The sequence below is a fragment of the Paraburkholderia sp. SSBN10T genome, from assembly GCF_056619545.1.
This window is the reverse complement of the sequence record NZ_JBWQQI010000036.1, coordinates 17765-42433: the sequence shown is the minus strand read 5'-3', so window position 1 is coordinate 42433 and position 24669 is coordinate 17765. Positions and strand designations below refer to the sequence as shown.

The window sequence follows — 24669 nt, the reverse complement described above, 5'->3', positions numbered from 1 at the left end:
AAGATAAACCATGATCCAGACCGAAACTCGGCTTGAAGTGGCCGACAACACGGGTGCGCGTGAAGTCATGTGCATCAAGGTGCTCGGCGGCTCGAAGCGTCGTTATGCCAGCATTGGCGACATCATCAAGGTGACCGTCAAAGAAGCAACGCCGCGCGGGCGCGTGAAGAAAGGCGAAATTTATAACGCCGTGGTGGTTCGTACCGCCAAGGGTGTTCGTCGTCAAGACGGCTCGCTGATCAAGTTCGATGGCAACGCCGCTGTGTTGTTGAATGCCAAGCTCGAACCTATTGGCACCCGTATTTTCGGGCCTGTCACGCGCGAGTTGCGTAGCGAACGATTCATGAAGATCGTTTCGCTGGCACCGGAAGTGCTGTAAGGAGTCGCGATGAACAAGATTCGCAAAGGTGACGAAGTTATCGTCATCACCGGCAAGGACAAGGGCAAGCGCGGCATCGTGCTGTCCGTTGGCGAGAACCATGTGACCGTCGAGGGCATCAACCTCGTCAAGAAGCATGTCAAGCCGAACCCGATGAAGGGTACGACGGGCGGCGTGGAAGCCAAGACGATGCCGCTGCAAATTTCGAACGTCGCATTGGTCGACGCGAATGGCAAGGCATCGCGTGTAGGCATCAAGGTCGAGGGAGACAAGAAAGTCCGTTTCCTCAAGACGACCGGTGCCGAGCTGAGCGCCTGACGCTGCGGAGTAAAAAAATGGCTCGTTTGCAAGAGTTTTACAAAGAAAAGGTTGTACCCGGCCTCATCGAGAAGTTCGGTTACAAGTCCGTGATGGAAGTGCCGCGCATCACCAAGATCACCCTGAACATGGGCCTTGGCGAAGCGGTTGCTGACAAGAAGATCATCGAAAACGCCGTTGGCGACCTGACGAAGATCGCAGGCCAGAAGCCGGTGATCACGAAGGCACGCAAGGCAATCGCTGGCTTCAAGATCCGTCAGGGCTATCCGATCGGTGCAATGGTCACGTTGCGTGGTCAGGCAATGTACGAATTTCTGGACCGTTTCGTGACGGTTGCGCTCCCCCGTGTGCGCGACTTCCGTGGCGTGTCGGGTCGTGCGTTCGATGGTCGCGGCAACTACAACATCGGTGTGAAAGAGCAGATCATTTTCCCCGAAATCGACTACGACAAGATCGACGCACTGCGTGGGCTGAACATCAGCATCACGACGACTGCGAAGACCGACGACGAAGCAAAGGCTCTGCTCGCCAGCTTCAAGTTCCCGTTCAGAAACTGAGGTTACCGTGGCTAAACTGGCACTGATCGAACGTGAAAAGAAGCGTGCTCGCCTCGCTGCTAAGTACGCTCCCAAGCGTAACGAGTTGAAGGCGATCATCAGCGATATGAGCAAGTCGGACGAAGAGCATTACGCAGCCCGTCTCGAACTGCAACAACTGCCGCGCAACTCTAACCCGACCCGCAAGCGCAACCGTTGTGCGATTACTGGTCGTCCGCGCGGTACGTTCCGTAAATTCGGGCTGGCGCGTAACAAGATTCGCGAAATCGCGTTCCGCGGCGAGATCCCTGGCCTGACCAAGGCGAGCTGGTAATAGGAGAAACGTAAATGAGCATGAGTGATCCTATCGCCGATATGCTGACTCGCATCCGCAACGCGCAGATGGTTGAGAAGGTTTCGGTGCAAATGCCCTCGTCGAAAGTGAAGGTTGCGATCGCGCAGGTCCTGAAGGACGAAGGCTATATCGACGATTTCGCAGTGAAGTCTGAAGGTGCGAAGTCGGAATTGAACATCGTGTTGAAGTACTACGCTGGCCGTCCGGTCATCGAACGCATTGAACGCGTTTCGAAGCCTGGTCTGCGTGTGTACCGCGGCCGTAACGACATCCCCGTGGTCATGAATGGCCTCGGCGTGGCAATCGTGTCGACGCCGAAGGGCGTGATGACGGACCGCAAGGCGCGCGCTACGGGCGTTGGCGGCGAAGTCATCTGCTACGTCGCTTAAGGCCGAAAGGAGAGAAACATGTCTCGAGTAGGTAAAAGCCCGATCGCGCTGCAAGGCGCAGAAGTGGCCCTGAGCGACGATCGCATCACCGTCAAGGGCCCGCTGGGTACGATTACGCAAGCTGCAAACCGCCTCGTGAAAGTGGTGAACGACAACGGCACGCTGAAGTTCGAGCCGGTTGACGAAAGCCGCGAAGCGAATGCGATGTCGGGCACGATGCGCGCACTGGTTGCGAACATGGTGAACGGCGTGACGAAGGGTTTCGAGCGCAAGCTGACGCTGGTTGGCGTCGGTTACCGCGCACAAGCGCAAGGCGACAAGCTGAACCTGTCGCTGGGTTTCTCGCACCCTGTGGTGCACCAGATGCCGGAAGGCGTCAAGGCTGAAACCCCGACGCAAACCGAAATCGTGATCAAGGGGATCAATAAGCAACAAGTTGGCCAGGTCGCTGCAGAAGTGCGCGGCTATCGTCCGCCGGAGCCCTACAAGGGCAAGGGTGTGCGTTACGCCAACGAGGTTGTGATCCTCAAAGAAACGAAGAAGAAGTAAGGGTGCGCAATCATGGATAAGACTCAATCTCGCCTGCGCCGCGCTCGTCAGACGCGTATCAAGATCGCTGAGCTGCAGGTCGCGCGTCTCGCCGTGCATCGCACGAACACGCACATCTATGCACAAGTGTTCTCGCCGTGCGGCACCAAGGTGCTCGCCAGCGCGTCGACGCTCGAAGCCGAAGTGCGTGCGCAACTGGCTGATCAGACCGGCAAGGGTGGCAACGTTGCTGCTGCTACGCTGATCGGCAAGCGCATTGCAGAAAAGGCTAAGGCTGCCGGCATCGAATCCGTCGCCTTCGACCGTTCGGGTTTCCGTTACCACGGCCGCGTGAAAGCGCTGGCCGATGCGGCGCGCGAAGCCGGACTCAAGTTCTAAGGGAAGAATTCGTCATGGCAAAGATGCAAGCGAAGGTTCAGGCTGACGAACGCGACGACGGCCTGCGCGAAAAGATGATTTCGGTCAACCGCGTGACCAAGGTTGTGAAGGGCGGCCGGATTCTCGGTTTTGCCGCACTGACCGTGGTTGGCGACGGTGATGGCCGCGTCGGTATGGGCAAGGGCAAGGCGAAGGAAGTGCCGGTCGCTGTTCAGAAGGCGATGGAACAAGCCCGCCGCAACATGTTCAAGGTGCCGCTCAAGAACGGTACCCTGCAACACGAAGTGCACGGTAAGCACGGCGCATCGATGGTCCTCCTCGCCCCGGCGAAGGACGGTACCGGTGTGATCGCCGGCGGTCCGATGCGCGCAGTGTTCGACGTGATGGGCGTGCAGAATGTGGTGGCCAAGAGCCACGGTTCGACGAACCCGTACAACCTCGTTCGTGCAACGCTCGACGGCCTGCGCAAGCAGTCCACGCCGAGCGACATCGCGGCGAAGCGTGGCAAGTCCGTCGAAGAAATTCTGGGCTAAAGGTGGACACCATGTCTGATAAAACTGTCAAGGTTCAGCTCGTCAAGAGCCTGATCGGGACCCGCGAAACGCACCGCGCTACGGTGCGTGGCTTGGGCCTGCGTCGACTCAACTCGGTTAGCGAGTTGCAAGACACGCCGGCTGTGCGCGGCATGATCAACAAGGTTTCGTACCTCGTTAAGGTCATCAGCTAAGCGGCTGACCAGGACTCAAGGAGTTGATAATGGAATTGAATAACCTGAAGCCGGCCGAAGGCTCGAAGCACGCAAAGCGCCGCGTGGGTCGTGGTATCGGTTCGGGCCTCGGCAAGACGGCTGGCCGTGGTCACAAGGGTCAGAAGTCGCGTTCGGGCGGCTTCCACAAGGTTGGCTTCGAAGGCGGTCAAATGCCGCTGCAACGTCGCCTGCCGAAGCGGGGCTTCACCTCGCTGACGAAGGAATTCGTCGGTGAAGTGCGTCTGTCGGATCTGGAAAAGCTGCCGGTCGACGAAATCGATCTGCTGGCTCTGAAGCAAGCCGGCCTGGTCGGTGAGCTGATCAAGAGCGCCAAGATCATCGCGACGGGCGAGCTGACGCGCAAGATCGTTGTGAAGGGTCTGGGTGCGACGAAGGGCGCGCGCGCTGCGATTGAAGCAGCTGGCGGTTCCTTTGCCGAGTAACGAGCAAGTCGTTTGCCGTCACTAGCATTTGCATCGGAGAAGCTACTTGGCTAACAGCCCGAGTCTCGCAAAACCCGGTCGAAGCGCGGCGAAGTTCGGCGATCTGCGTCGGCGTGCAGTGTTCTTGCTGCTGGCGCTGATCGTCTACCGTATCGGCGCGCATATTCCGGTTCCGGGTATCGATCCGGACCAACTGGCAAAGCTGTTCCAAAGCCAGTCGGGCGGCATCCTTGGCATGTTCAACATGTTCTCGGGTGGTGCACTTTCGCGGTTCACGATTTTCGCGCTTGGGATCATGCCGTACATTTCGGCGTCGATCATCATGCAGTTGCTGGCGATCGTCTCGCCGCAAATGGAAGCGCTGAAGAAAGAAGGGCAGGCAGGTCAACGGAAGATTACGCAGTACACGCGTGTTTTTACGGTCCTGCTGGCGACGTTCCAGGCGTTCGGCATTGCCGTCGCGCTTGAGAACCAGCAAGGCCTGGTGATCGATCCGGGTATGGTGTTCCGGCTGACAACGGTCGTCACGCTGGTGACCGGCACGATGTTCCTGATGTGGCTGGGTGAGCAGATCACGGAGCGCGGGCTTGGCAACGGCATCTCGATCATTATTTTCGGCGGGATCGCAGCGGGTTTCCCGAATGCGATCGGTGGTCTGTTCGAACTGGTGCGAACCGGCTCGATGGGTCCGGTCTCGGCGATTATCGTGGTCGCACTGATTGCTGCTGTGACGTATCTGGTGGTGTTCATCGAACGCGGCCAGCGCAAGATTCTCGTGAACTATGCGAAGCGGCAGGTCGGTAACAAGATTTACGGCGGGCAGTCGTCACATCTGCCGCTGAAGCTGAACATGTCGGGCGTGATTCCGCCGATCTTTGCATCGTCGATCATTCTCTTCCCGGCAACTATCCTGAACTGGTTCAGTTCGGGGTCGCGTAACAGCTGGTTCGCAGACACGCTGCACAACGTGGCCGAAGCCCTTAAGCCCGGTCAACCCGTGTATGTGTTGTTGTACGCGTTGGCGATCGTTTTCTTCTGCTTCTTCTACACCGCACTGGTGTTCAACAGCAGGGAAACGGCCGACAACCTGAAGAAGAGCGGCGCTTTCGTCCCAGGTATTCGCCCGGGCGATCAGACGGCTCGATATATCGACCGCATCCTCACGCGTCTGACGCTGGCCGGTGCGATCTACATCGTGTTCGTGTGTCTGCTGCCCGAATTTCTGGTGCTGCGCTGGAACGTGCCGTTTTATTTTGGTGGAACGTCGCTGCTGATCATTGTCGTCGTCACAATGGATTTCATGGCGCAGGTGCAGTCGTACGTTATGTCGCAACAGTATGAATCGCTGCTGAAGAAAGCCAATTTCAAAGGCGGCGGCGTCCCGATGCGTTGAAAGGACTTATGGCCAAAGACGATGTGATCCAGATGCAGGGTGAAGTCATCGAAAACCTGCCTAATGCTACCTTCAGGGTGAAGCTGGAAAACGGCCATGTCGTATTGGGACACATATCCGGCAAGATGCGGATGCACTACATCCGAATCCTGCCGGGCGACAAGGTGACGGTTGAATTGACGCCTTACGATCTGTCGCGTGCGCGGATCGTGTTCCGGGCGAAGTGATTTGAAAAAAGGGTAATATCATGAAAGTGATGGCATCGGTTAAGCGCATTTGCCGCAATTGCAAGATCATCAAGCGCAAAGGCGTTGTGCGCGTGATTTGCAGCTCTGATCCGCGCCACAAACAGCGTCAAGGCTGAACGCCGCGCTTTTGCTTGCGCTTTTTGTTTGAGGAAAAACAATGGCTCGTATCGCAGGGGTTAACATCCCGAATCACCAGCATACCGAAATTGGCCTGACGGCGATTTACGGTATTGGCCGCACGCGCTCGCGCGACATTTGCGTCGCTGCTGGTGTGGCATTTTCGAAGAAGGTCAAGGACCTGAACGACGCAGACCTCGAAAAGCTGCGTGAAGAAGTCGGCAAGTTCATCGTTGAAGGCGATCTTCGCCGTGAAACGACGATGAACATCAAGCGCCTGATGGATCTCGGCTGCTATCGTGGCGTGCGTCACCGTAAGGGCTTGCCCCTGCGTGGCCAACGCACGCGTACGAATGCCCGTACGCGCAAGGGTCCGCGTCGTGCAGCGCAATCGCTGAAGAAGTAAGCGGAACTGACAGTTACAGGAAAACGTAATGGCTAAGGCTTCGAACAACTCCGCGGCGCAACGCGTTCGCAAGAAGGTCAAGAAGAACGTCGCCGAGGGCGTGGTTCACGTTCACGCGTCGTTCAACAACACCATCATCACGATCACCGATCGCCAAGGCAATGCACTTGCTTGGGCAACGTCGGGTGGCCAGGGCTTCAAGGGTTCGCGTAAATCGACCCCGTTTGCAGCCCAGGTGGCAGCCGAATCGGCTGGCCGCGTGGCGATGGAATACGGCGTGAAGAACCTCGAAGTGCGGATCAAGGGCCCGGGCCCTGGCCGTGAGTCCGCGGTGCGCGCGTTGCATGGTCTTGGCATCAAGATCACCGCGATCTCCGACGTGACGCCGGTACCGCACAACGGCTGCCGTCCGCCGAAGCGTCGTCGTATCTAAGACGCTTGTTTCACGAGCGCCTGTTGCCGCCGGGTTATGTGCCGGCGACGACGGGCTGCTTGCGTTATTGAATTGACTAAGCCCACCGTTCGACCCAAAGGGTTCGGACTAGCGTGAACGCGAGTTCGCGTGATTAATCATAGAAGGAATCAACGTGGCACGTTATATCGGCCCTAAGGCCAAGCTGTCCCGCCGTGAAGGCACTGACCTCTTCCTGAAGAGCGCCCGTCGTTCGCTGGCTGACAAGTGCAAGCTTGACAGCAAGCCTGGCCAACATGGCCGCACTTCGGGTGCCCGTACGTCCGACTACGGCACGCAGCTGCGCGAAAAGCAAAAAGTGAAGCGCATCTACGGCGTTCTCGAGCGCCAGTTCCGCCGTTACTTCGCTGAAGCCGACCGCCTCAAGGGCAACACGGGTGAAAACCTGCTGCAACTGCTTGAGTCGCGTCTCGACAACGTCGTGTATCGCATGGGCTTCGGCTCGACGCGCGCTGAAGCGCGTCAGCTGGTCGGCCACAAGGCGATCACGGTGAACGGCGTCGTCACCAACATCCCGTCGCTGCAAGTTAAGGCTGGAGACGTGGTTGCGGTGCGTGAACAGGCGAAGAAGCAAGCGCGTATTCTCGAAGCGCTGTCGCTCGCTGAGCAAGGCGGTTTGCCGAGCTGGGTCGCTGTCGATTCGAAGAAGTTCGAAGGCACGTTCAAGCAGAAGCCGGAACGCAGCGACATCGCTGGCGATATCAACGAAAGCCTGATCGTCGAATTGTATTCGCGGTAATCGGATTGACGGCCGGGGCACCCTGATTGCGATGCGCAAGGGGGCGCCTCGGCTGTTTATTTTCAGGTTGTTACCGGTCAGCCTTATCGGTGTAACGAGCCGAGGGTATTGAAAAGGAAAACCTATGCAAACCAGTTTGTTGAAGCCCAAGATCATCGCAGTTGAATCGCTTGGTGAGAGCCACGCGAAAGTGGTCATGGAACCGTTTGAACGCGGTTACGGCCACACCTTGGGTAACGCGCTGCGGCGCGTGCTGCTGTCGTCGATGATCGGCTACGCGCCGACCGAAGTGACGATCGCAGGCGTGGTTCACGAGTATTCGACGCTCGACGGTGTGCAAGAGGACGTAGTCAACCTGTTGTTGAACCTGAAGGGCGTGGTCTTCAAGCTGCATAACCGTGACGAAGTGACGGTTACGCTGCGCAAGGAAGGCGAAGGTGTTGTCACCGCTGGCGACATCGAACTCGCGCACGATTGCGAAGTGATCAATCCGGATCACGTGATTGCGCATCTGTCGAAGGGCGGCAAGCTCGACGTCCAGATCAAGGTCGAAAAAGGCCGCGGTTACGTGCCGGGTAACGTCCGTCGTTACGGCGAAGAGTCGGCCAAGATCATCGGCCGTATCGTGCTGGACGCGTCGTTCTCGCCGGTTCGCCGTGTGAGCTATGCCGTGGAAAGCGCGCGTGTCGAACAGCGTACCGACCTCGACAAGCTCGTGATGAACATCGAAACCAACGGTGTGATTTCGCCGGAAGAAGCGATCCGTCAATCGGCGCGCATTCTGGTCGATCAGCTGTCGGTGTTCGCTGCTCTGGAAGGTACGGAAGCTACGGCTGAAGCGCCGTCGCGTGCGCCGCAGATCGATCCGATCCTGCTGCGTCCGGTGGATGATCTCGAGTTGACGGTTCGTTCCGCGAATTGCCTGAAGGCCGAGAACATTTACTACATCGGTGACCTGATCCAGCGCACGGAAAACGAGCTGTTGAAGACGCCGAATCTGGGCCGCAAGTCGCTGAACGAAATCAAGGAAGTACTGGCGTCGCGTGGTTTGACGCTCGGCATGAAGCTCGAGAACTGGCCGCCGGCTGGGCTGGACAAGTAATCGAGACTGCATCCGGGACGAAAGTCACCGTTGCACTACTGGCACGGACGCGGATTTTCCTTTAAAATCCGCGTCTTGCCTTTTTCACTACCGGCCCGTGCACTCGCCAACCTCCGGGTTCGCCGAGCGCGATAGAAGAGCTGGACCAAAACTTTGAATCGAAGGAATTAACATGCGTCACCGTCATGGTCTGCGGAAACTGAACCGCACGAGCAGCCACCGTCTGGCAATGCTCCGTAACATGTCCAACTCGTTGATCGAGCACGAAGTCATCAAGACGACGCTGCCGAAGGCGAAGGAACTCCGTAAAGTCGTCGAGCCGCTGATCACGCTCGGCAAGAAGCCGTCGCTGGCAAATCGTCGTCTCGCGTTCAACCGCCTGCGCGATCGTGATTCCGTCACGAAGCTGTTCGACGTGCTCGGCCCGCGTTTCGCGAACCGTCCGGGTGGCTACCTGCGCATCCTGAAGTTCGGTTTCCGCGTCGGCGACAACGCACCGATGGCACTGGTCGAATTGATGGACCGTCCGGAAGTCGAAGAAGTTGAAGTGCAAGAAGCTGAATAAGCTTCCTGCATAGTCGAAAAGGCCAGGCGAATGCCTGGCCTTTTTGTTTGTGGCGGGGCAAAACACCGAGGCAGTGCCTGGCCGCTCAACCCTCAGGCGACCTTCAGGTAGTCCTCAAGCAGTCCCCATACAGCCCTCCGGCAGCCGTCTGCGGCCGATCGAGTCCGGTGATACGATAGCGGCACATCCGTTACACCCCGCCGGAGCCGTCTGTGAGTTCGAATGTGACGTTGATCCTGACGACCGTGCCTGACGAGGACACGGCGCGGAAGCTCGCTGAGCAGGCGCTCGAGGCGCGGCTTGCCGCCTGCGTCAGCCGGCAGGGATCTGTCCATTCGACCTACCACTGGCAAGGCAAAATCGAGTCCGCGGACGAGATCCAACTGCTCTTCAAAACGAGCGCAGCACGGGCTCTGGAGCTCGAGTTGTTCATCCAGAAACACCACCCGTACGAGACACCTGAAATCCTCTGCTGGCAAGCCACGGCCTCCGCAGCCTACGGCCAGTGGGTCATTGCTGAAACTCAACGCCCAGTACATGTTTAACGCTCTCCACCGACGGGGGCGCGAGTCGCTACGCGCGGCCGTCCTGTTTTTCTCCTGCCTGCTGGTCGTCCTGATGTCCGCCGGCAAGGCGCGTGCCGCGGATGACTTCCTCGATCCGGCGGATGCCTTCAAGTTCAGCGCGACCGAGCAGCCCGGCGAAGTGCTCGTTCACTACAAGATCGCCGACGGTTATTACATGTACCGGGAGCGCTTTTCGTTCGCCACGCGCAACGGTACTGTGACGATCGGCGATCCGCAGTTGCCGGCCGGCCACGTGAAGTATGACGAGACCTTCGCAAAGAACGTCGAGACGTACCGCAATGAGCTGACGATTCGCATCCCGGTGAAACAGGCCGCCGGGCCGTTCGACCTGGCCGTGACTTCCCAGGGTTGTGCCGACGCCGGCATTTGCTATCCGCCCATGGAGCGCGTGTACCACGTCGACGGCGCCGCCCTGCACGCCGCTAGCGCCGAAGGGCCGCCAGCGGCGGTCGCACAGGCAGCGCCGGCCAACCCTGCACCAGCAGGGGGCACTGCCTCCTGGTACGAACGCACGACCAGCGCTGACTATGCGCAGTCGCTTCTGCAAGGCGGTAGCTTCTTCGCAATCGTCGGCCTGTTCTTCGTCGCAGGCGCCGTGCTGAGCCTGCTGCCGTGCTCCTATCCGATGATCCCGATCCTGTCGGCGATCATCATCGGTGAAGGGGCGCGCGTGACTCGCGGGCGCGGTTTCGCGCTTTCGCTTGCATATGTCATCGGCATGGCGTTGGTCTACACGGCGCTTGGAATTGCCGCGGCGCTGGTTGGCCAGAGCCTTGGCGCCTGGCTGCAGAATCCCTGGGTACTGGGCGCATTTGGCGTGCTGCTGACGGTCTTTGCCGTGACGCTGATAGCCGGCTATGACATTGCCTTACCCCAGCGTTGGCAGGATGGTGCTTCGCGTGCGTCGCAGGGTCGCTCCGGCGGCAAATTCGCGGCGGTGGCGGCCATGGGCGCACTGTCCGCGCTGGTTGTCGGCGCATGTATGACGGCGCCGTTATTCGCGATTCTGGCGTTTGTCGCCCACACCGGTAATGCTGTGCTCGGTGGCGCCGCGCTGTTCTCGATGGGGATCGGCCTAGGTGTTCCGCTTATGATCATCGGCCTTGGCGCCGGCACGCTCCTGCCGCGCGCGGGGGCATGGATGGACGGTGTGAAAGTCTTCTTCGGCGTGGTCTTGCTTGCCGCCGCGTTGTGGATCGTTTGGCCGGTGCTGGGCGCGGCTGCGCAGATGCTGTTGAGCGCGTCGTGGCTGCTGGTTGCGGCAGCCGCGTTGGGTTTGTTCTCACCGCCGGCCGGCACCAGCTCGTTGTGGCGCCGGCTCGGCCGCGGCCTGGGCGTCGCGCTGACCATCTGGGCAGCGGTGCTGCTGGTCGGGCTCGCAGCCGGCTCGTCGGATCCGCTCAGGCCGCTCGCGGTACTGGCCGCGCGCGGCGGCGTGAGTGAACTGGCCGGCACTTCGCCAGGCGCGCCGACCGCTGCTCCTGCCGACAGCCTCACGTTTGCACCCGTGCGTTCGTCGACCCAGCTCGACCAGGCGGTCAAGACCGCTGCGCAGCCGGCGATGCTCGACTTCTATGCGGACTGGTGCGTGAGCTGCAAGGAGATGGAGAAGTTCACCTTTACCGACCCGCGCGTGCATGCCCGTCTGCAGCAACTGAATCTGTTGCGCGCGGATGTGACCGCGAACACTCCCGATGACCAGGCATTGCTGAAGCGCTTCAAGCTGTTCGGACCGCCGGGCATCATTTTCTTCGATCAAAGCGGCGTCGAAGTGCTGCGCGTCGTGGGCTACGAGTCGGCCGATACGTTCCTGCATAACCTCGACCGTCTCGCAACACCTCCGCAGTCCTAGCGAGAGCTTTCAGACCAGGCGCCCGGGTGAACAAGCTCCAGCAGCAAGACATAAAAAAGCGGAGGCGCTGTGACCAACGCCTCCGCTATCGTGTCAGGCATCAGGCGCCTGACATCACCCATCGCGAGGCGCTCAAAACAGCGCCTCGAAACACCGTTACTTCTGCGCCCGCAAGATGCGCGCTGCATCGAGCGCAAAGTACGTCAGCACGCCGTCCGCTCCCGCCCGCTTGAACGCCAGCAGCGATTCCATCATCGCCTTGTCGTGATCGAGCCAGCCGTTCTGCGCGGCCGCCTTGAGCATCGCGTACTCGCCGCTGACCTGATAGACATAAGTCGGGAAACGGAACTCGTCCTTCACGCGGCGCACGATATCGAGGTACGGCATGCCTGGCTTCACCATCACCATGTCCGCGCCTTCCTCGATGTCCGCGCGCACTTCGCGCAGCGCTTCATCGGAATTCGACGGGTCCATCTGATAGGTCATCTTGTTGCCCTTACCGAGGTTCGTCGCGGAACCGACAGCATCGCGGAACGGACCGTAGAAGGCCGACGCGAACTTGGCCGAGTAGGCCATGATCCGCGTGTGGATGTGATCCTCGCTCTCGAGCATTTCGCGAATCGCGCCAATGCGCCCATCCATCATGTCCGACGGCGCGACGATATCGACACCCGCTTCGGCTTGAGCACGTGCCTGTTCGACGAGAATCTCGACGGTCTCGTCGTTGATCACATAACCCGTTTCATCGAGCACGCCGTCCTGGCCATGGCTCGTATACGGATCGAGCGCGACGTCGGTCAGAATGCCCAGATCCGGGAAACGCTTTTTCAGTTCGCGAACGGCGCGCGGAATCAGACCGGCTTCGTTGGTGGCCTCGCGGCCATCCGGGGTCTTCAACGACGGCTCGATCGCCGGAAACAGCGACAACACGGGCACGCCCAGTTCGACGCACTGCTCGGCCACGCCCATCAGCAGGTCGACCGACACACGCTCGACGCCCGGCATCGACGGCACGGCTTGCCGCACGTTGGTGCCTTCGACGACGAACACGGGGTAGATCAGGTCATTGGTGGTAAGGATGTTTTCGCGCATGAGACGGCGCGAGAAGTCGTCACGGCGCATGCGGCGCGGACGGTGATGCGGATAGAAGCTCATATCGAATGTCTTGGATATCGTGGAGATGACAAAAACGCCTGCCTCCGCTTGCTGGAAACTCTTTTTGAGACAATGGTATATCATACCGATCGAGCAAGGCGCGATGCGCTGACCTCCCCGCTTCTCCTCCCTGAGCGGGTGCCTGTCGTTTTTCGATTAGGCTGTTTGGCCCGCCGTCAGTAGCGGCGGGTTTTTTTATGGGCGAACGAAATAGGGCCCAGACCGGGTCCCGGCATTGCCCATGCCGCACTCAGGTGCTTATTCGGCAGGCGCTGTATTTACTCGGCAGCGTTCGTGCCGCCTGTCTCTTCAGGGATCAGCCAGCCTTCGATCAACTCGTGGGCCTCATCCAGACCGATCCGTTTGAGGGCCGAGAACAACTGGGCGGTCAATTCTCCCTGGTAGCCCGCCGCGCGATATTCGGCCAGACCCTTCTGGGTGGCCCGCAGCGCGTTGATGCTCTCCTGCCGCGTCAATTTGTCGCACTTTGTCAGCAGGGTATGGATCGGCTTGCCGGTCGGCGCAAACCACTCAATCATCCTGCGGTCCAGATCGGTCAGCGGACGCCGTGAATCCATCATCAGGATCATGCCGCGCAGTTGCGAGCGCGATTGCAGGTAGCTGGACAGCAGCGCCTCCCAGTGCGCCTTGGCGGCCCCGGGCACTTCCGCATAGCCGTAACCGGGCAGATCCACCAGATTCGCCACTGGCTCCGCCGCCGGTCCGACCGAGAAGTAGTTGATGTGCTGCGTGCGGCCCGGGGTCTTACTGGCGAACGCGAGGCGCTTCTGGTTGCACAGGAGATTGATTGCCGTCGACTTGCCCGCATTCGAGCGCCCGGCAAACGCAATTTCGGGTTGCGGGGTGGCCGGCAGATCACGCAGGTGATTGACGGTCGTAAAGAAGCGGGATTGGTGGAGCAGGAAGGACATGGGGGAACCAGAATATGAGACGCCGGGGAACCCGGGGTGGGGACGGGTCAAGCCCGACTGGCGTCTAAGCGATTAGCGAGTTATTGTACAATACGATGGTTTACTGAAGACCTGAGGGGCCAGCGCGCGTGCCTCTGCGGTAAATCGGTCACCGTCGTTTTGCAGAACCTCTAATTCCCACAAGACGAAACAGGGTGTGCGAATGAATCGACTGTGCAAAGCTCTGATAGTGTTTCAAGTAGCGGCAGGTCTTTCAGGTTTGGCAGTTCAGGCGCGAGCAGCAGATCCGGCAAAACCGGACATCAATCGGGGGCAGGCAATTGCGGCGCAAGTATGCGCGTCGTGTCACGGTGCCGACGGCAATAGCGCCGGCGGGGCTTATCCCAAGCTGGCCGGCCAGCACCCCGAATATCTCGTCAAGCAGTTGATGGATTTCAAAACCCAGCCCGGTGCGAGGCAGCCTGCGCGTAATAATGCGATTATGGCCGGCATGGCCGCAGCGCTGTCCGATCAGGATATGGTGAACGTTGCCGCATATTTTGCGGCCCAGACGCCGAAGCCGGGTTACGCACACGACAAGAACACCGTCCCGCTGGGACAGAAGATTTATCGCGCGGGCATCGCCGAACGGGCTGTGCCGGCATGTGCGAGCTGTCACGGGCCTACCGGTCAGGGCATTCCGGTGCAGTATCCGCGGCTGTCCGGGCAATGGGCGGACTACACGGTGACACAGTTGAACGCGTTCACGCAGGGTTCGGGCGCGCGCAGCAACAATGATGCAATGCATACCATTGCGTCGCGGTTGTCGGATAGCGACATCAAGGCTGTGGCCGATTACATCGCGGGCTTGCATTAAGAAGCCCGCACGCAAGTGCAACCGGCCCAGCGAGGCCGGTGAAAAACAAGAAAAGGGTGATGGCGTCGTGCGCTTCGTGTGTCAGCGGCGGCCGTTCACCCTTTTTTGCTGTTCTGTCGGAGTGTGAATGAGCGTCACCACGTCGGGTATTGAAATGAAGTCGGGCCAGCGGCCCATCCGTCGCGTCGTCGAGTTGTTGAGTTCGATGCGATTTGCCATCGCGCTGCTGGTGATCCTGTCGATTGCCAGCATCATCGGCACCGTCCTTACCCAGGACGACCCGTATCCCAATTACGTCAATCAGTTCGGCCCGTTCTGGGCGGACATCTTCCGTTCGCTGAGCCTGTACACCGTGTACAGCGCATGGTGGTTCATGCTGATCCTCGGTTTTCTGATGGTCTCGGTGTCGCTGTGCGTGATCCGCAATGCGCCGAAGATGATCGCCGACATGAAAAGCTGGAAGGACAAGGTCCGCGAATCGAGCCTGCGGGCGTTTCACCACAAGGGCGAGTTCGCGGTCGGCGGCACGCGCGAACAGACCACAGCCACACTGGCGAAACTGTCGGGCCGGCTCGGCTACAAGTTCGTCACGCGTGAATCGAATGGCGCGACGCTGATCGCCGCCAAGCGCGGCGCGCTCACCAAACTTGGCTATATTTCGGCGCACCTTGCCATCGTCATCATCTGCCTGGGGGGCCTGCTCGACAGCAATCTGCCGATCAAGCTGCAGATGTGGATGTTCAACAAGACGCCCATCAACAGCAACTCGGTGATCAGCGACATTCCGCCCGAGCATCGCCTGTCGCAGTCCAACCCGACGTTTCGCGGTTATGCGTGGGTGCCGGAAGGCGAGCATGTCTCGACGGCGATCCTGAACCAGCCGAGCGGGTCGCTGATCCAGGATCTGCCGTTTTCGATCCAGTTGAACAAGTTCATTGTCGACTACTACTCGACGGGCATGCCGAAGCTGTTCGCGAGCGACATTGTCGTGATCGATCACAAGACCGGCCAGAAAATTCCGGCGCGGGTCGAAGTGAACCAACCTTTCGAGTACGACGGCGTGTCGATCTACCAGTCGAGCTTCCAGGACGGCGGCTCGCAGATGCAGATGACCGCCTATCCGATGACCGGCGACAGTGCGAAAACCGCCCCGTTCGGTGGCACGATCGGCAACTCGGCCCCCTTGGGCAACGCGGTGCCCGGCGCGGACGGCCAGACCATCGAATTCGCCGATTTCCGCGCCATCAACGTCGAAAACGTCTCGAACGGCAATGGCGCCAACGATGCACGCGGCGTCGCGCATCAGTCGCTGAAGGAAGCCTTCGACGAGCGCCTCGGCTCGGGCGCGAAAACCTCGAAGCCGCTGGATCTGCACAATGTCGGTCCGTCGGTGCAGTACAAGGTGCGTGGCAAGGACGGCCAGGCGCGCGAGTACAACAACTACATGCTGCCGGTCGACGTGAGCGGCGAGAAGATGTTCCTCGCCGGCATGCGCATCAATCCGGACGATCCGTTCCGCTATCTGCGCATTCCCGCCGACCAGGGCGGTACGGTCAAGGAATGGATGAACCTGCGCGCCACGCTGGAGAATCCGGCCATGCGCGCCGCCGCGGCGCACCGTTTCGCGCAGCGCTCGGTGCCGGCGTCCAACGCGGACCTGCAGCAGCACCTCGAAGAAAGCGCGCTGCGCGTGCTGACCCTATTTGCGGGCGGCGACAGCAGTATCGGCATGATGCAGGGCGGCCAGAACATTGGCGGCTTCCAGGCGATCGCGGCGTTCATCGACCGTTCGGTACCGAAGGGCGAGCAGGAGAAAGCGGCCTCGCTGCTGCTGCGCATGCTCGAAGGCTCGACCTGGGACTTGTGGCAACTGGCCCGCGAGCAGGCCGGCGAGGCTGACGTCACGCCTTCGGCGGACAACAGCCTGTTCATTCAGAGCTCGATCAACGCGATATCCGACAGCTTTTTGTATGGATCGCCTGTCTATTTACAGCTCGACTCATTCAGGCAGGTGCAAGCTTCGGTATTTCAGTTGACGCGCGCGCCGGGCAAAAAAGTCGTGTATCTTGGCAGCCTGCTCCTCGTATTGGGCATCTTCTCGATGTTCTACGTCCGCGAGCGGCGTCTCTGGTTCTGGATCAAAGACGCCGATTACGGCACGAACGTCGTGATGGCGATGTCGAGCGCGCGCAAGACGCTCGATTTCGACAAGGAGTTTGCTCAGACGCGCGACGCCGTCGGCGCCGTGCTGGGTGCCAAACCCAGCGACGCAGCCGACAAGGCCGGCACCTCCGGTGCATCGTCCGCAGGCTCACACGATACGACCCGGTAAGATCATGGACTTGACTCAGGTTTCCTCATCCCCTTCGCGCAGCAGCGCGTCGGCCAAGAACGCGGCAGCGGCGGCCCGGCCGGAACAGCATCCGGCGCTGCTCGACGAGCGGCCGTTTCTGAAACGCCTCGGTATATTCGACTGGCTGTTCGCGCTGGCGATGGTCGGGGGCGCGGGGTTCGCGCTGTCGCGCTATCACCCGTTCATGAACTATTACGACAAGCTGGTGCTGGTGTGCGCGGTGCCGGTTTTTGTCACGCTTGGCTGGCGCTGGAAGCCCGCGCGGCTCCTGATCGCCGGTATTGCGGTGCTGTCGCTGTTTGCGATCCAGGTCTATCAGGGCGACCTGACCCGGGCCGATAGCGCGTTCTTCCTCAAATACTTCCTGTCGAGCCAGTCCGCCATCCTGTGGATGAGCGCGCTGTTCGTGCTGGCTACGCTGTTCTACTGGATCAGCTTGCTGTCGCGCTCGCCCACGGGAGCCGCAATTGGTTCGAAGATGACGTGGGCCGCCGTGCTGATGGGCTTTGTCGGCCTGATGGTGCGCTGGTACGAGTCGTACCTGATCGGCTCGGACGTGGGTCATATCCCCATCTCGAACCTGTATGAAGTGTTCGTGCTGTTCAGCCTGATCACCGCGCTCTTCTACCTGTACTACGAGCAGCACTACAACACCCGGGCGCTCGGCGCCTTCGTGCTGCTGGTGATCAGCGCCGCGGTCGGCTTCCTGATGTGGTACTCGATTTCGCGCGATGCGCAGCAGATCCAGCCGCTCGTGCCGGCGCTACAAAGCTGGTGGATGAAAATCCACGTGCCGGCTAACTTCATCGGCTATGGCAGCTTTGCGCTGTCGGCAATGGTCGGAGTCGCCTATCTGGTGAAGGAAAAAGGCGTGCTGGCGGACCGCCTGCCGCCGCTCGAAGTGCTCGACGACCTGATGTACAAGTCGATTGCGGTCGGTTTTGCGTTCTTCACCATTGCCACGATCCTCGGCGCGCTGTGGGCCGCGCAGGCTTGGGGCGGCTACTGGAGCTGGGACCCGAAGGAAACCTGGGCGTTGATCGTCTGGCTGAATTACGCAGCCTGGCTGCACATGCGGCTGATGAAGGGCCTGCGCGGTGCAGTTGCCGCATGGTGGGCGCTGACTGGCCTGCTGGTCACCACGTTCGCGTTCCTCGGCGTGAATATGTTCCTCTCCGGGCTGCATAGCTACGGCAAGCTGTAATATCCGTCTTGCTCAACCGACCAAGAACCGCCGTGTGCCCTGCACCGGCGGTTTTTCTTTGGAACGGGAATATTCGCGCATCCAGAGTGTTGGTCTGAACAGTACCTATGGATGAGTAGTCGAACGATCGTCAACGTGGCCCGCCGGGCCAGCAGGAGTTGCACCATGTGGATCAAGCGAAGCGACAGGATTGCACTGCAGGGCGACGACATCGCCCGCAGCGAAATCACGCCGAGGCGCGTGTACGAGAACCGGCGGCGCGTGCTGCGGGCGGCCGGCGCGGCAGCGATGGGCAGTCTGATCGGCGCGAGCGGCGAGGCGTTCGCCGAGTATGCTTCGCCGGACGCGAAGGGACAGAAGCTGGCCGCGAAGACGAATCCCAGGTTCGTCGCGACGGATAAGGTCACGCCTTACAAGGACATCACCACCTACAACAACTTTTACGAGTTTGGGACCGACAAGAGCGACCCGGCGCAGAATGCCGGCACGTTGCGGCCGCACCCTTGGCGAGTGAGCGTCGAAGGCGAGGTGAAGAACGCCAAGGTGTACAACATCGACGATCTGCTGAAGATGGCGCCGCTCGAGGAGCGTGTGTACCGGCACCGCTGTGTGGAGGGCTGGTCGATGGTGATGCCGTGGATCGGGTTTCCGTTGTCGGAGCTCATCAAGCGGGCCCAGCCTAACGGCAATGCCAAATACGTGCAGTTCATCACCCTGGCCGATCCGTCGCAGATGCCGGGCCTGTCCACGCCGATTCTGGACTGGCCGTACTCCGAGGGACTGCGGATGGACGAAGCGATGAATCCGCTGACCTTGCTGACGGTGGGCGTCTACGGTGAAGTGCTGCCCAACCAGAACGGCGCGCCGTTGCGGATCATCGTTCCCTGGAAATACGGCTTCAAGAGCGGCAAGTCGCTGGTGAAGATCCGCTTCGTCGACAGGCAGCCGGCCACGAGCTGGAACACCTACGCACCCAACGAATATGGCTTCTACTCGAACGTGAACCCGAATGTCGACCATCCACGCTGGAGCCAGGCTACCGAGCGGCGCATCGGCGAAGACGGCTTTTTCACGCCCAAGAGAAAGACGCTGATGTTCAACGGCTACGGCGATCAGGTTGCCTCGCTGTATCAGGGCATGGACCTGAAGAAGAACTTCTGAACGGGATGCGCCATGGCCTCTGAAACACCAACCGTCTCCGAGCCTGCTTCACGGCGGCAGCCGTCTGCTGCCAGGCGTCCCGCCGCGGCGGGCGCCCGCTGGGTGGTGCCGGCGAAGATCGCCGTTTTCGTGGCGGCGTGGTATCCGCTCGCACGGATCGTGTTGTTCGGCTTGACCGACCGGCTCGGCGCCAATCCGATCGAGTTCATCACTCGCTCAACCGGTCTGTGGACTCTGGTATTCCTGTGCATCACGCTTGCTGTGACGCCGTTGCGCCGCTTGACCGGGGTGGGCGCGCTGGTGCGGTTTCGGCGCATGCTGGGGCTGTACGCATTCTTCTACGCCACGCTGCATTTCACGACCTACCTGTGGTTCGACAAATGGTTCGACGTGGCGGCCATCCTGAAAGACATCGGCAAGCGCCCGTTCATCATGGTCGGTTTCGCGGCCTTCGTGCTGCTGATCGCTCTGGCCGCGACCTCGCCGCGCGCGATGGTCCGCAAGCTGGGGCGCCGCTGGCAGAGCCTGCACCGCGCGATTTACGCGATCGGTGTGCTCGCGATCCTGCATTTCTGGTGGATGAAATCCGGCAAGCACGATCTGCTGCTGCCGAAGATCTACGGCGCAATCATGGTTGCCCTGCTGGGCTGGCGGTTGCTCGGGTGGTTGCGCGAGCGCATGGCCGTGTCAGCCGCGAAGAGGTGAACGTGCGCCGCTGGCCGTCTTGAGCGCCACCTAACAAAAAGGCGATGCCGCAGTGGCATCGCCTTTTTGTTGGCGGCGTGTCAAGCCGTTATCCGTTATCCGGCCCCTCAATCGGGCAAGATGGCCTCGCCGGCGAACAACTGCTTGACCTCTTCGCGGGCGCGGACCTGGTGCACCTTGTCACCGTCGACCATGACTTCAGCGGCACGCGGACGCGTGTTGTAATTCGAGCTCATCACGAAACCGTAGGCGCCCGCCGAGCGCAGCGCGATCAGATCGCCGGCTTCGATTGCCAGCAGGCGCTCGCGGCCCAGCCAGTCGCCGCTTTCGCAGACCGGGCCGACCACGTCGTACAGATGCGCCGGGGAATCGCGCTTCACGACCGGTTCGATGCGGTGATACGCCTCGTACATGGCCGGACGCGCGAGATCGTTCATCGCCGCGTCGACGATGGCAAAGTTCTTTTCCGCGCCGGGCTTGAGAAACTCGACACGCGTGAGCAGCACGCCGGCATTGCCGACCAGCGAACGACCCGGTTCGAAATACACCTCGCGATGGCCGTGACCGCGCGCTTCGATACGATCGAGCACGGTACGTACGAACTCGCCGATCTCGGGCGGCGTTTCGTCGTCATAGGTGATGCCGAGACCGCCGCCCACGTCGATATGGCGGATCGACAGGCCGTCGGCTTCGATCTGTTCGACCAGTTCGAGCAGCTTGTCCACCGCGTCCAGATAAGGGGCAACCTCGGTGATCTGCGAGCCGATATGGCAGTCGATCCCGACCACCTCGAGGTGCGTCATGGCCGCGGCGGCGCGGTAAGTGGCGCGCGCCTCGTCGAACGCCACGCCGAACTTGTTCGACTTCAGGCCGGTGGAAATGTACGGATGTGTTTTCGCGTCGACGTCGGGATTCACGCGCAGCGAGACCGGCGCTTTCTTGCCCACCGACGCAGCCACGGCGTTCAGGCGGTCGAGCTCGGGAATCGATTCGACGTTGAAGCCCTTGACACCCGCTTCGAGCGCTTCGCGCATCTCTGCGGCGCTTTTGCCGACGCCCGAAAAGACGACGTTTTCCGCTTTGCCGCCGGCCGCGAGGACGCGCGCCAGCTCACCGCCGGAGACGATATCGAAGCCGGCACCGAGCCTTGCGAACACGTTCAGCACAGCGAGATTGCTGTTCGCCTTGACGGCCACGTGTACGGTGGCGCGGCGGCCTGCGCATGCGCCCGCATAGGCTTGCCATGCAGCGGTAAGCGCCGCGCGCGAATACACGTACAGCGGCGTGCCGAACTGCTCGGCAAGGGAAACGGCGGACACGCCTTCTGCGTGCAGGACGCCGTCGACATAGGCAAATGCGGATCGAGTCATGCGAAAGTCTTATTGAACGGGGGTGCTGTCGGAGGCCGGCGATTGCGGTGCCGATGCGGCCGAGTCAGGTACGGTACGGAGTTCGGTTTCCGGCGCAAGCGTCAACGGTGTACCCGATGTGTCGGGTATCGTGCCGGACGCCGCTTTCACTGCGTCAGTGGACGGCGTCTGGGTTGCGTCGGCGGGTTTGGCCGGCAAGGGCGGCACGGTCGGCATATAGAGCGGCCCGCGTTGCCCGCAGCCACCAAGAGCGCAACCTGCGACAATGACCAGAGCGGCTACAATCGCGCGGGGCTGCCTAAAGCCGGGCGCCGATGCGCGGGGCTGCGTTAAGCCAAACGCCCTTGAGCGGGGCGCCCACGCGTCGGGCGCCGTTTTGCGCATCCGAGAAACAACTCGCATGACTGTCCCTGAAAAAATGATCGTTGGAGTTTAGCATGTCCGATAGCGAATACCTGACCCGCGCCGAGGCTGCACTTGCGGCCATCGAACGCACGCTCGACGATACGGAAGCCGATATCGAGTTCGAACGCAGCGGCAACGTTTTGACACTCGAGTTCGAGAACGGCTCGAAGATTATCGTGAACCTGCAACCGCCGATGCGGGAAATCTGGATCGCGGCAAAGGCGGGAGGTTTCCATTTCCGCTTTACCGACGATGCATGGCGCGATACCCGCAGCGGCACCGAGTTCTTCGCCGCGCTCTCGGACTACGCGACGCAGCAGGCCGGCGAGCCGGTTCGCTTCCAGCCGTAAGCGCGGCGCTTCGGCGGCGTCTCGCCTGAAGCCGGATGCGATAGCGGATGGTGCGTGATCACCCGCTCGCGATCGCATGACACGGCCGCAATCTTGCCGGCACGCCTCGTTGAGCGCGCGCCGGCACAGCCGCTAATGACCGCGGAACAGGTTCATGATGTCCTGCTTTTCCTGGTCGCCAACCTGTTCCGGTGCCGGCGCTTGCGCCGCGCCGGATGCCCCTTCGCTCGAGTCCGCATCCAGCTCGGCCTGACTGACTCCGACGGTCGAGACGAAACCGTTTCCCGGCGTGAAGTTGTCGAAATACAGTTCGTCGCCGAGCGTGACGACTCCCTGTGGCATCGGCGTCTTGTATTCGGGTATGCCCTTCAGTGCCTTGCCCATGTAATCGATCCACACCGGCAACGCCAGACCGCCGCCGGTTTCCTTGTCGCCGAGACTGCGCGGATTGTCGTAGCCGATCCATGCAATCGCAGTGAGCGTGTGCTGATAACCCGCAAACCAGGCGTCGCGTGAATCGTTGGTCGTGCCGGTTTTGCCGGCGAGGTCGGTGCGCTTCAGGATATTGGTCTTTGCTCCCGTGCCGCGCTGCGCGACGCTTTGCAACAGGCTGTTCATGACGTAGGCATTGCGCACGTCGATGGCGTACGGCGCGCTTTGTCCCGCGACGAGCGGCTTGGCCTGTGCCACGACGATGCCACGCTGGTCGGTCACTTCCGCAATCAGATACGGGTTGATCCGATATCCGCCATTGGCGAACACCGAGAAACCGCCGGCCATCTGCAACGGTGTGACGAGACCGGCGCCGAGCGCCATCGGCAGATAGGCCGGATGGCGATCCGCATCGAAGCCGAAACGGGTGATGTACTGCTGCGCGTATTTCGGGCCGATGTGGTTGAGGATCCGGATCGACACGAGGTTCTTCGATTTCTGCAGCGCGGTGCGCATCGTCATCGGGCCGTCGAAGCCGCCGCCGTAGTTCTTCGGCTCCCACGCCTGGCCACCGGTTTCCGCGGCGCTGAAGAAGAGCGGCGCGTCGTTGATGACGGTGGCCGGCCCGAGGCCCTTTTCCAGCGAAGCCGAGTAGATAAACGGCTTGAAGCTCGAGCCCGGTTGCCGCCACGCCTGGGTGACGTGATTGAACTTGTTCTTGTTGAAGTCGAAACCGCCAACCAGCGCGCGGATCGCCCCATCTTGCGGCACGACCGAGACGAAGGCGCCTTCGACCTGCGGCAACTGCGTGACCGACCAGTTGCCGTCGTCACCCTTGACGACGCGGATGATCGCGCCGGGACGGATGCGCTGATTCGGCTGCGCGCGCGGGCCGAGTGCGAAGGCGGCGAAACGCAGGCCGTCGCCCTGCAACGTCGCGACATTGCCGTCGGCGAGGGTCGCCTCGACCTGTTTGGGATTGGCGGTGGTTACCACGGCCGCGATGATTTCGCCGTTGTCGGGATGTTCGAGCAATGCGTCGTCGATCGCCTGTTCGCGCTCGTCCGCATCCGTGGGCAGATCGATAAAGGCTTCCGGCCCTCGGTAGCCGTGGCGCCGCTCGTAGTCCATCAGACCTTTGCGTAACGCACGGTATGCGACATCCTGATCCGCCGAGTCGATCGTCGTCACGACATTTAGCCCACGTGTGTAGGCCTCTTCGTGATATTGCGCATACATCATCTGACGGACCATTTCCGCGATGTATTCCGCGTGCACGCTGAACTCTTTACCCGCGCCCTTGACGGCGATTGGCTGCCTACTCGCTTCGTCGTACTGTTCCTGCGTGATGTAGTGCAACTCCAGCATGCGCTGCAGGATGTACTCCTGACGAACCCTGGCGCGCTTAGGGTTGACGACCGGGTTATAGGCGGAGGGAGCCTTGGGCAAACCGGCGAGCATGGCGGATTCGGCTAGCGTCAGATCCTTCATGTCCTTGCCGAAATACACTCGTGCCGCGCTTGCGAAGCCATATGCGCGCTGGCCCAGATAGATCTGATTCATGTACACCTCGAGAATCTGATCTTTCGACAGCTTCGACTCGATCTTGTACGCGAGCAACATCTCGTAGATCTTGCGCGTGTAGGTTTTTTCGCTCGAGAGAAAGAAATTGCGGGCCACCTGCATCGTGATCGTGCTGGCGCCTTGCGTGGCGTGACCGTTGGTCAGCGCGACGAAGCCGGCGCGCGCGATACCTGTCAGATCGACGCCGCCGTGATCGTAGAAGCGCGCGTCTTCAATGGCGAGCACGGCCTTCTTGAGACTGTCGGGCACGTCCTGAATATGTACTACGTCGCGCCGCTCTTCGCCGAATTCTCCGATCAGCACGTGGTCTGCCGTGTAAATGCGCAGCGGCACTTTCGGACGGTAGTCGGTGAGCGCGTCGAGCGAAGGCAGGTTCGGCGTGGCCACGACCAGCGCGTAGCCGAGCACGAGCCCGGCACACGCGATGCCGGCGAACATCAAACCTACCAGCCCCAGAACGAGCTTCAGCCACAACGGACGTTTGCGCTTCTGCGGCGCGGGCGGAGCAGACGTAGGGGACGAAGATTGCATATGAATACCAAAAAAACAGTCCCGCGATTATAGCCGCCTGGCTCGTCAGCTTTCG

At 60.7% G+C, this 24669-nt stretch carries 31 protein-coding genes; 26 read left to right on the top strand and 5 right to left on the bottom strand.

All coding sequences use genetic code 11. From position 1 onward, the window contains the following. Positions 1 to 10: 10 nt before the first annotated feature. The 20 genes from rplN to dsbD all read left to right on the top strand — a co-directional run bounded on the left by rplN (position 11) and on the right by dsbD (position 11576). On the top strand, positions 11 to 379 hold the full coding sequence (gene rplN, locus AC1ECK_RS34810) for a 50S ribosomal protein L14 (RefSeq protein WP_006052212.1): 369 nt from the start codon (positions 11 to 13) through the stop codon (positions 377 to 379). 9 nt (positions 380 to 388) lie between these two features. Then, entirely contained in the window at positions 389 to 697 is a 309-nt protein-coding gene (rplX, locus tag AC1ECK_RS34805) for a 50S ribosomal protein L24 (protein ID WP_074262701.1), read from the top strand. A gap of 17 nt (positions 698 to 714) precedes the next feature. After that, positions 715 to 1254: a 50S ribosomal protein L5 gene (gene rplE / locus AC1ECK_RS34800; RefSeq protein WP_006052214.1), complete on the top strand. Its 540-nt coding sequence runs from the start codon at positions 715 to 717 to the stop codon at positions 1252 to 1254. Positions 1255 to 1261: 7 nt separating this feature from the next. Beyond that, positions 1262 to 1567 carry a 30S ribosomal protein S14 gene (gene rpsN / locus AC1ECK_RS34795; RefSeq protein ID WP_480327537.1) on the top strand — a complete coding sequence of 102 codons (306 nt, stop codon included), beginning with the start codon at positions 1262 to 1264 and terminating at the stop codon, positions 1565 to 1567. Positions 1568 to 1581: 14 nt separating this feature from the next. Then, positions 1582 to 1977: a 30S ribosomal protein S8 gene (gene rpsH / locus AC1ECK_RS34790; RefSeq protein WP_074262699.1), complete on the top strand. Its 396-nt coding sequence runs from the start codon at positions 1582 to 1584 to the stop codon at positions 1975 to 1977. An 18-nt stretch (positions 1978 to 1995) separates the two neighbouring features. Further along, positions 1996 to 2526 carry a 50S ribosomal protein L6 gene (rplF, locus tag AC1ECK_RS34785; protein ID WP_137955741.1) on the top strand — a complete coding sequence of 177 codons (531 nt, stop codon included), beginning with the start codon at positions 1996 to 1998 and terminating at the stop codon, positions 2524 to 2526. A 12-nt stretch (positions 2527 to 2538) separates the two neighbouring features. Next, positions 2539 to 2904, top strand: coding sequence for a 50S ribosomal protein L18 (gene rplR, locus AC1ECK_RS34780; RefSeq protein ID WP_006052218.1), 366 nt, complete (start codon positions 2539 to 2541; stop codon positions 2902 to 2904). A gap of 14 nt (positions 2905 to 2918) precedes the next feature. After that, positions 2919 to 3437: a 30S ribosomal protein S5 gene (gene rpsE / locus AC1ECK_RS34775; RefSeq protein WP_090695792.1), complete on the top strand. Its 519-nt coding sequence runs from the start codon at positions 2919 to 2921 to the stop codon at positions 3435 to 3437. An 11-nt stretch (positions 3438 to 3448) separates the two neighbouring features. Further along, on the top strand, positions 3449 to 3631 hold the full coding sequence (gene rpmD / locus AC1ECK_RS34770) for a 50S ribosomal protein L30 (RefSeq protein ID WP_007180126.1): 183 nt from the start codon (positions 3449 to 3451) through the stop codon (positions 3629 to 3631). A 29-nt stretch (positions 3632 to 3660) separates the two neighbouring features. Next, on the top strand, positions 3661 to 4095 hold the full coding sequence (rplO, locus tag AC1ECK_RS34765) for a 50S ribosomal protein L15 (RefSeq protein ID WP_480327534.1): 435 nt from the start codon (positions 3661 to 3663) through the stop codon (positions 4093 to 4095). A 46-nt stretch (positions 4096 to 4141) separates the two neighbouring features. Continuing rightward, the gene (gene secY / locus AC1ECK_RS34760; RefSeq protein ID WP_480327532.1) at positions 4142 to 5488 is read left to right on the top strand and encodes a preprotein translocase subunit SecY; all 1347 of its coding nucleotides are present in this window, start codon (positions 4142 to 4144) and stop codon (positions 5486 to 5488) included. Positions 5489 to 5496: 8 nt separating this feature from the next. Continuing rightward, the gene (gene infA / locus AC1ECK_RS34755; RefSeq protein ID WP_004521905.1) at positions 5497 to 5715 is read left to right on the top strand and encodes a translation initiation factor IF-1; all 219 of its coding nucleotides are present in this window, start codon (positions 5497 to 5499) and stop codon (positions 5713 to 5715) included. Between the two features lie 20 nt (positions 5716 to 5735). Next, positions 5736 to 5852, top strand: a complete 117-nt coding sequence (gene rpmJ, locus AC1ECK_RS34750; RefSeq protein ID WP_004199844.1) for a 50S ribosomal protein L36 — start codon at positions 5736 to 5738, stop codon at positions 5850 to 5852. Between the two features lie 41 nt (positions 5853 to 5893). Further along, on the top strand, positions 5894 to 6259 hold the full coding sequence (gene rpsM, locus AC1ECK_RS34745; RefSeq protein WP_006052223.1) for a 30S ribosomal protein S13: 366 nt from the start codon (positions 5894 to 5896) through the stop codon (positions 6257 to 6259). Positions 6260 to 6287: 28 nt separating this feature from the next. After that, positions 6288 to 6692: a 30S ribosomal protein S11 gene (rpsK, locus tag AC1ECK_RS34740; RefSeq protein ID WP_006052224.1), complete on the top strand. Its 405-nt coding sequence runs from the start codon at positions 6288 to 6290 to the stop codon at positions 6690 to 6692. 154 nt (positions 6693 to 6846) lie between these two features. Then, a complete protein-coding gene (gene rpsD, locus AC1ECK_RS34735) occupies positions 6847 to 7470 on the top strand; it encodes a 30S ribosomal protein S4 (protein WP_228882643.1) in 624 nt (207 codons plus the stop codon). A gap of 124 nt (positions 7471 to 7594) precedes the next feature. Then, complete coding sequence (locus AC1ECK_RS34730; RefSeq protein WP_006052226.1) at positions 7595 to 8572, top strand: DNA-directed RNA polymerase subunit alpha; 978 nt, start codon at positions 7595 to 7597, stop codon at positions 8570 to 8572. 172 nt (positions 8573 to 8744) lie between these two features. After that, positions 8745 to 9137 carry a 50S ribosomal protein L17 gene (gene rplQ, locus AC1ECK_RS34725; RefSeq protein WP_137955744.1) on the top strand — a complete coding sequence of 131 codons (393 nt, stop codon included), beginning with the start codon at positions 8745 to 8747 and terminating at the stop codon, positions 9135 to 9137. A 212-nt stretch (positions 9138 to 9349) separates the two neighbouring features. After that, positions 9350 to 9682: a divalent-cation tolerance protein CutA gene (gene cutA / locus AC1ECK_RS34720; protein ID WP_480327529.1), complete on the top strand. Its 333-nt coding sequence runs from the start codon at positions 9350 to 9352 to the stop codon at positions 9680 to 9682. Then, positions 9675 to 11576, top strand: a complete 1902-nt coding sequence (gene dsbD, locus AC1ECK_RS34715) for a protein-disulfide reductase DsbD (protein WP_480327527.1) — start codon at positions 9675 to 9677, stop codon at positions 11574 to 11576. Before cutA ends, dsbD begins: the two co-directional genes overlap by 8 nt. Positions 11577 to 11732: 156 nt before the next feature. On the opposite strand, the gene hemB is transcribed toward dsbD, so the two are convergent. Both hemB and yihA read right to left on the bottom strand, forming a co-directional pair. Then, positions 11733 to 12731: a porphobilinogen synthase gene (gene hemB / locus AC1ECK_RS34710; protein ID WP_480327525.1), complete on the bottom strand. Its 999-nt coding sequence runs from the start codon at positions 12729 to 12731 to the stop codon at positions 11733 to 11735. A 278-nt stretch (positions 12732 to 13009) separates the two neighbouring features. Continuing rightward, on the bottom strand, positions 13010 to 13663 hold the full coding sequence (yihA, locus tag AC1ECK_RS34705; protein WP_480327523.1) for a ribosome biogenesis GTP-binding protein YihA/YsxC: 654 nt from the start codon (positions 13661 to 13663) through the stop codon (positions 13010 to 13012). 202 nt (positions 13664 to 13865) lie between these two features. On the opposite strand from yihA, the gene AC1ECK_RS34700 reads away from it, so the two are divergent. The 5 genes from AC1ECK_RS34700 (at position 13866) to msrQ (ending at position 19942) form a co-directional block, all read left to right on the top strand. Then, positions 13866 to 14519 carry a c-type cytochrome gene (locus tag AC1ECK_RS34700; RefSeq protein WP_480327521.1) on the top strand — a complete coding sequence of 218 codons (654 nt, stop codon included), beginning with the start codon at positions 13866 to 13868 and terminating at the stop codon, positions 14517 to 14519. 127 nt (positions 14520 to 14646) lie between these two features. Continuing rightward, on the top strand, positions 14647 to 16851 hold the full coding sequence (locus AC1ECK_RS34695; RefSeq protein ID WP_480327519.1) for a cytochrome c biogenesis protein ResB: 2205 nt from the start codon (positions 14647 to 14649) through the stop codon (positions 16849 to 16851). 4 nt (positions 16852 to 16855) lie between these two features. Beyond that, positions 16856 to 18076, top strand: coding sequence for a c-type cytochrome biogenesis protein CcsB (ccsB, locus tag AC1ECK_RS34690; RefSeq protein WP_480327517.1), 1221 nt, complete (start codon positions 16856 to 16858; stop codon positions 18074 to 18076). A gap of 165 nt (positions 18077 to 18241) precedes the next feature. Then, the gene (msrP, locus tag AC1ECK_RS34685) at positions 18242 to 19237 is read left to right on the top strand and encodes a protein-methionine-sulfoxide reductase catalytic subunit MsrP (protein ID WP_480327515.1); all 996 of its coding nucleotides are present in this window, start codon (positions 18242 to 18244) and stop codon (positions 19235 to 19237) included. Between the two features lie 12 nt (positions 19238 to 19249). Further along, positions 19250 to 19942: a protein-methionine-sulfoxide reductase heme-binding subunit MsrQ gene (gene msrQ / locus AC1ECK_RS34680; protein ID WP_480327513.1), complete on the top strand. Its 693-nt coding sequence runs from the start codon at positions 19250 to 19252 to the stop codon at positions 19940 to 19942. 107 nt (positions 19943 to 20049) lie between these two features. Here msrQ and lysA read toward each other — a convergent pair whose 3' ends face one another. Further along, positions 20050 to 21312, bottom strand: a complete 1263-nt coding sequence (gene lysA / locus AC1ECK_RS34675) for a diaminopimelate decarboxylase (protein WP_480327511.1) — start codon at positions 21310 to 21312, stop codon at positions 20050 to 20052. A 9-nt stretch (positions 21313 to 21321) separates the two neighbouring features. Next, positions 21322 to 21714, bottom strand: a complete 393-nt coding sequence (gene lptM / locus AC1ECK_RS34670) for an LPS translocon maturation chaperone LptM (protein ID WP_480327509.1) — start codon at positions 21712 to 21714, stop codon at positions 21322 to 21324. A 35-nt stretch (positions 21715 to 21749) separates the two neighbouring features. On the opposite strand from lptM, the gene cyaY reads away from it, so the two are divergent. Next, entirely contained in the window at positions 21750 to 22067 is a 318-nt protein-coding gene (gene cyaY, locus AC1ECK_RS34665) for an iron donor protein CyaY (RefSeq protein ID WP_480327507.1), read from the top strand. A gap of 132 nt (positions 22068 to 22199) precedes the next feature. Here the strand turns inward: cyaY and AC1ECK_RS34660 are convergent, their stop codons facing one another. Then, positions 22200 to 24614 (bottom strand): penicillin-binding protein 1A, encoded by a 2415-nt coding sequence (locus tag AC1ECK_RS34660; protein ID WP_480327505.1) that lies wholly within the window; start codon positions 24612 to 24614, stop codon positions 22200 to 22202. Positions 24615 to 24669 lie beyond the last annotated feature (55 nt).

Bases quoted from the DNA above. Each gene is read 5' to 3' on its own strand.
- rplN (WP_006052212.1), top strand. From the start codon at position 11: ATGATCCAGACCGAAACTCGGCTTGAAGTGGCCGACAACACGGGTGCG.
- rplX (WP_074262701.1), top strand. From the start codon at position 389: ATGAACAAGATTCGCAAAGGTGACGAAGTTATCGTCATCACCGGCAAG.
- rplE (WP_006052214.1), top strand. From the start codon at position 715: ATGGCTCGTTTGCAAGAGTTTTACAAAGAAAAGGTTGTACCCGGCCTC.
- rpsH (WP_074262699.1), top strand. From the start codon at position 1,582: ATGAGCATGAGTGATCCTATCGCCGATATGCTGACTCGCATCCGCAAC.
- rplF (WP_137955741.1), top strand. From the start codon at position 1,996: ATGTCTCGAGTAGGTAAAAGCCCGATCGCGCTGCAAGGCGCAGAAGTG.
- rplR (WP_006052218.1), top strand. From the start codon at position 2,539: ATGGATAAGACTCAATCTCGCCTGCGCCGCGCTCGTCAGACGCGTATC.
- rpsE (WP_090695792.1), top strand. From the start codon at position 2,919: ATGGCAAAGATGCAAGCGAAGGTTCAGGCTGACGAACGCGACGACGGC.
- rpmD (WP_007180126.1), top strand. From the start codon at position 3,449: ATGTCTGATAAAACTGTCAAGGTTCAGCTCGTCAAGAGCCTGATCGGG.
- rplO (WP_480327534.1), top strand. From the start codon at position 3,661: ATGGAATTGAATAACCTGAAGCCGGCCGAAGGCTCGAAGCACGCAAAG.
- infA (WP_004521905.1), top strand. From the start codon at position 5,497: ATGGCCAAAGACGATGTGATCCAGATGCAGGGTGAAGTCATCGAAAAC.
- rpmJ (WP_004199844.1), top strand. From the start codon at position 5,736: ATGAAAGTGATGGCATCGGTTAAGCGCATTTGCCGCAATTGCAAGATC.
- rpsM (WP_006052223.1), top strand. From the start codon at position 5,894: ATGGCTCGTATCGCAGGGGTTAACATCCCGAATCACCAGCATACCGAA.
- rpsK (WP_006052224.1), top strand. From the start codon at position 6,288: ATGGCTAAGGCTTCGAACAACTCCGCGGCGCAACGCGTTCGCAAGAAG.
- AC1ECK_RS34730 (WP_006052226.1), top strand. From the start codon at position 7,595: ATGCAAACCAGTTTGTTGAAGCCCAAGATCATCGCAGTTGAATCGCTT.
- rplQ (WP_137955744.1), top strand. From the start codon at position 8,745: ATGCGTCACCGTCATGGTCTGCGGAAACTGAACCGCACGAGCAGCCAC.
- dsbD (WP_480327527.1), top strand. From the start codon at position 9,675: ATGTTTAACGCTCTCCACCGACGGGGGCGCGAGTCGCTACGCGCGGCC.
- hemB (WP_480327525.1), bottom strand. From the start codon at position 12,731: ATGAGCTTCTATCCGCATCACCGTCCGCGCCGCATGCGCCGTGACGAC.
- yihA (WP_480327523.1), bottom strand. From the start codon at position 13,663: ATGTCCTTCCTGCTCCACCAATCCCGCTTCTTTACGACCGTCAATCAC.
- AC1ECK_RS34700 (WP_480327521.1), top strand. From the start codon at position 13,866: ATGAATCGACTGTGCAAAGCTCTGATAGTGTTTCAAGTAGCGGCAGGT.
- AC1ECK_RS34695 (WP_480327519.1), top strand. From the start codon at position 14,647: ATGAGCGTCACCACGTCGGGTATTGAAATGAAGTCGGGCCAGCGGCCC.
- ccsB (WP_480327517.1), top strand. From the start codon at position 16,856: ATGGACTTGACTCAGGTTTCCTCATCCCCTTCGCGCAGCAGCGCGTCG.
- msrP (WP_480327515.1), top strand. From the start codon at position 18,242: ATGTGGATCAAGCGAAGCGACAGGATTGCACTGCAGGGCGACGACATC.
- msrQ (WP_480327513.1), top strand. From the start codon at position 19,250: ATGGCCTCTGAAACACCAACCGTCTCCGAGCCTGCTTCACGGCGGCAG.
- lysA (WP_480327511.1), bottom strand. From the start codon at position 21,312: ATGACTCGATCCGCATTTGCCTATGTCGACGGCGTCCTGCACGCAGAA.
- lptM (WP_480327509.1), bottom strand. From the start codon at position 21,714: ATGCGAGTTGTTTCTCGGATGCGCAAAACGGCGCCCGACGCGTGGGCG.
- cyaY (WP_480327507.1), top strand. From the start codon at position 21,750: ATGTCCGATAGCGAATACCTGACCCGCGCCGAGGCTGCACTTGCGGCC.
- AC1ECK_RS34660 (WP_480327505.1), bottom strand. From the start codon at position 24,614: ATGCAATCTTCGTCCCCTACGTCTGCTCCGCCCGCGCCGCAGAAGCGC.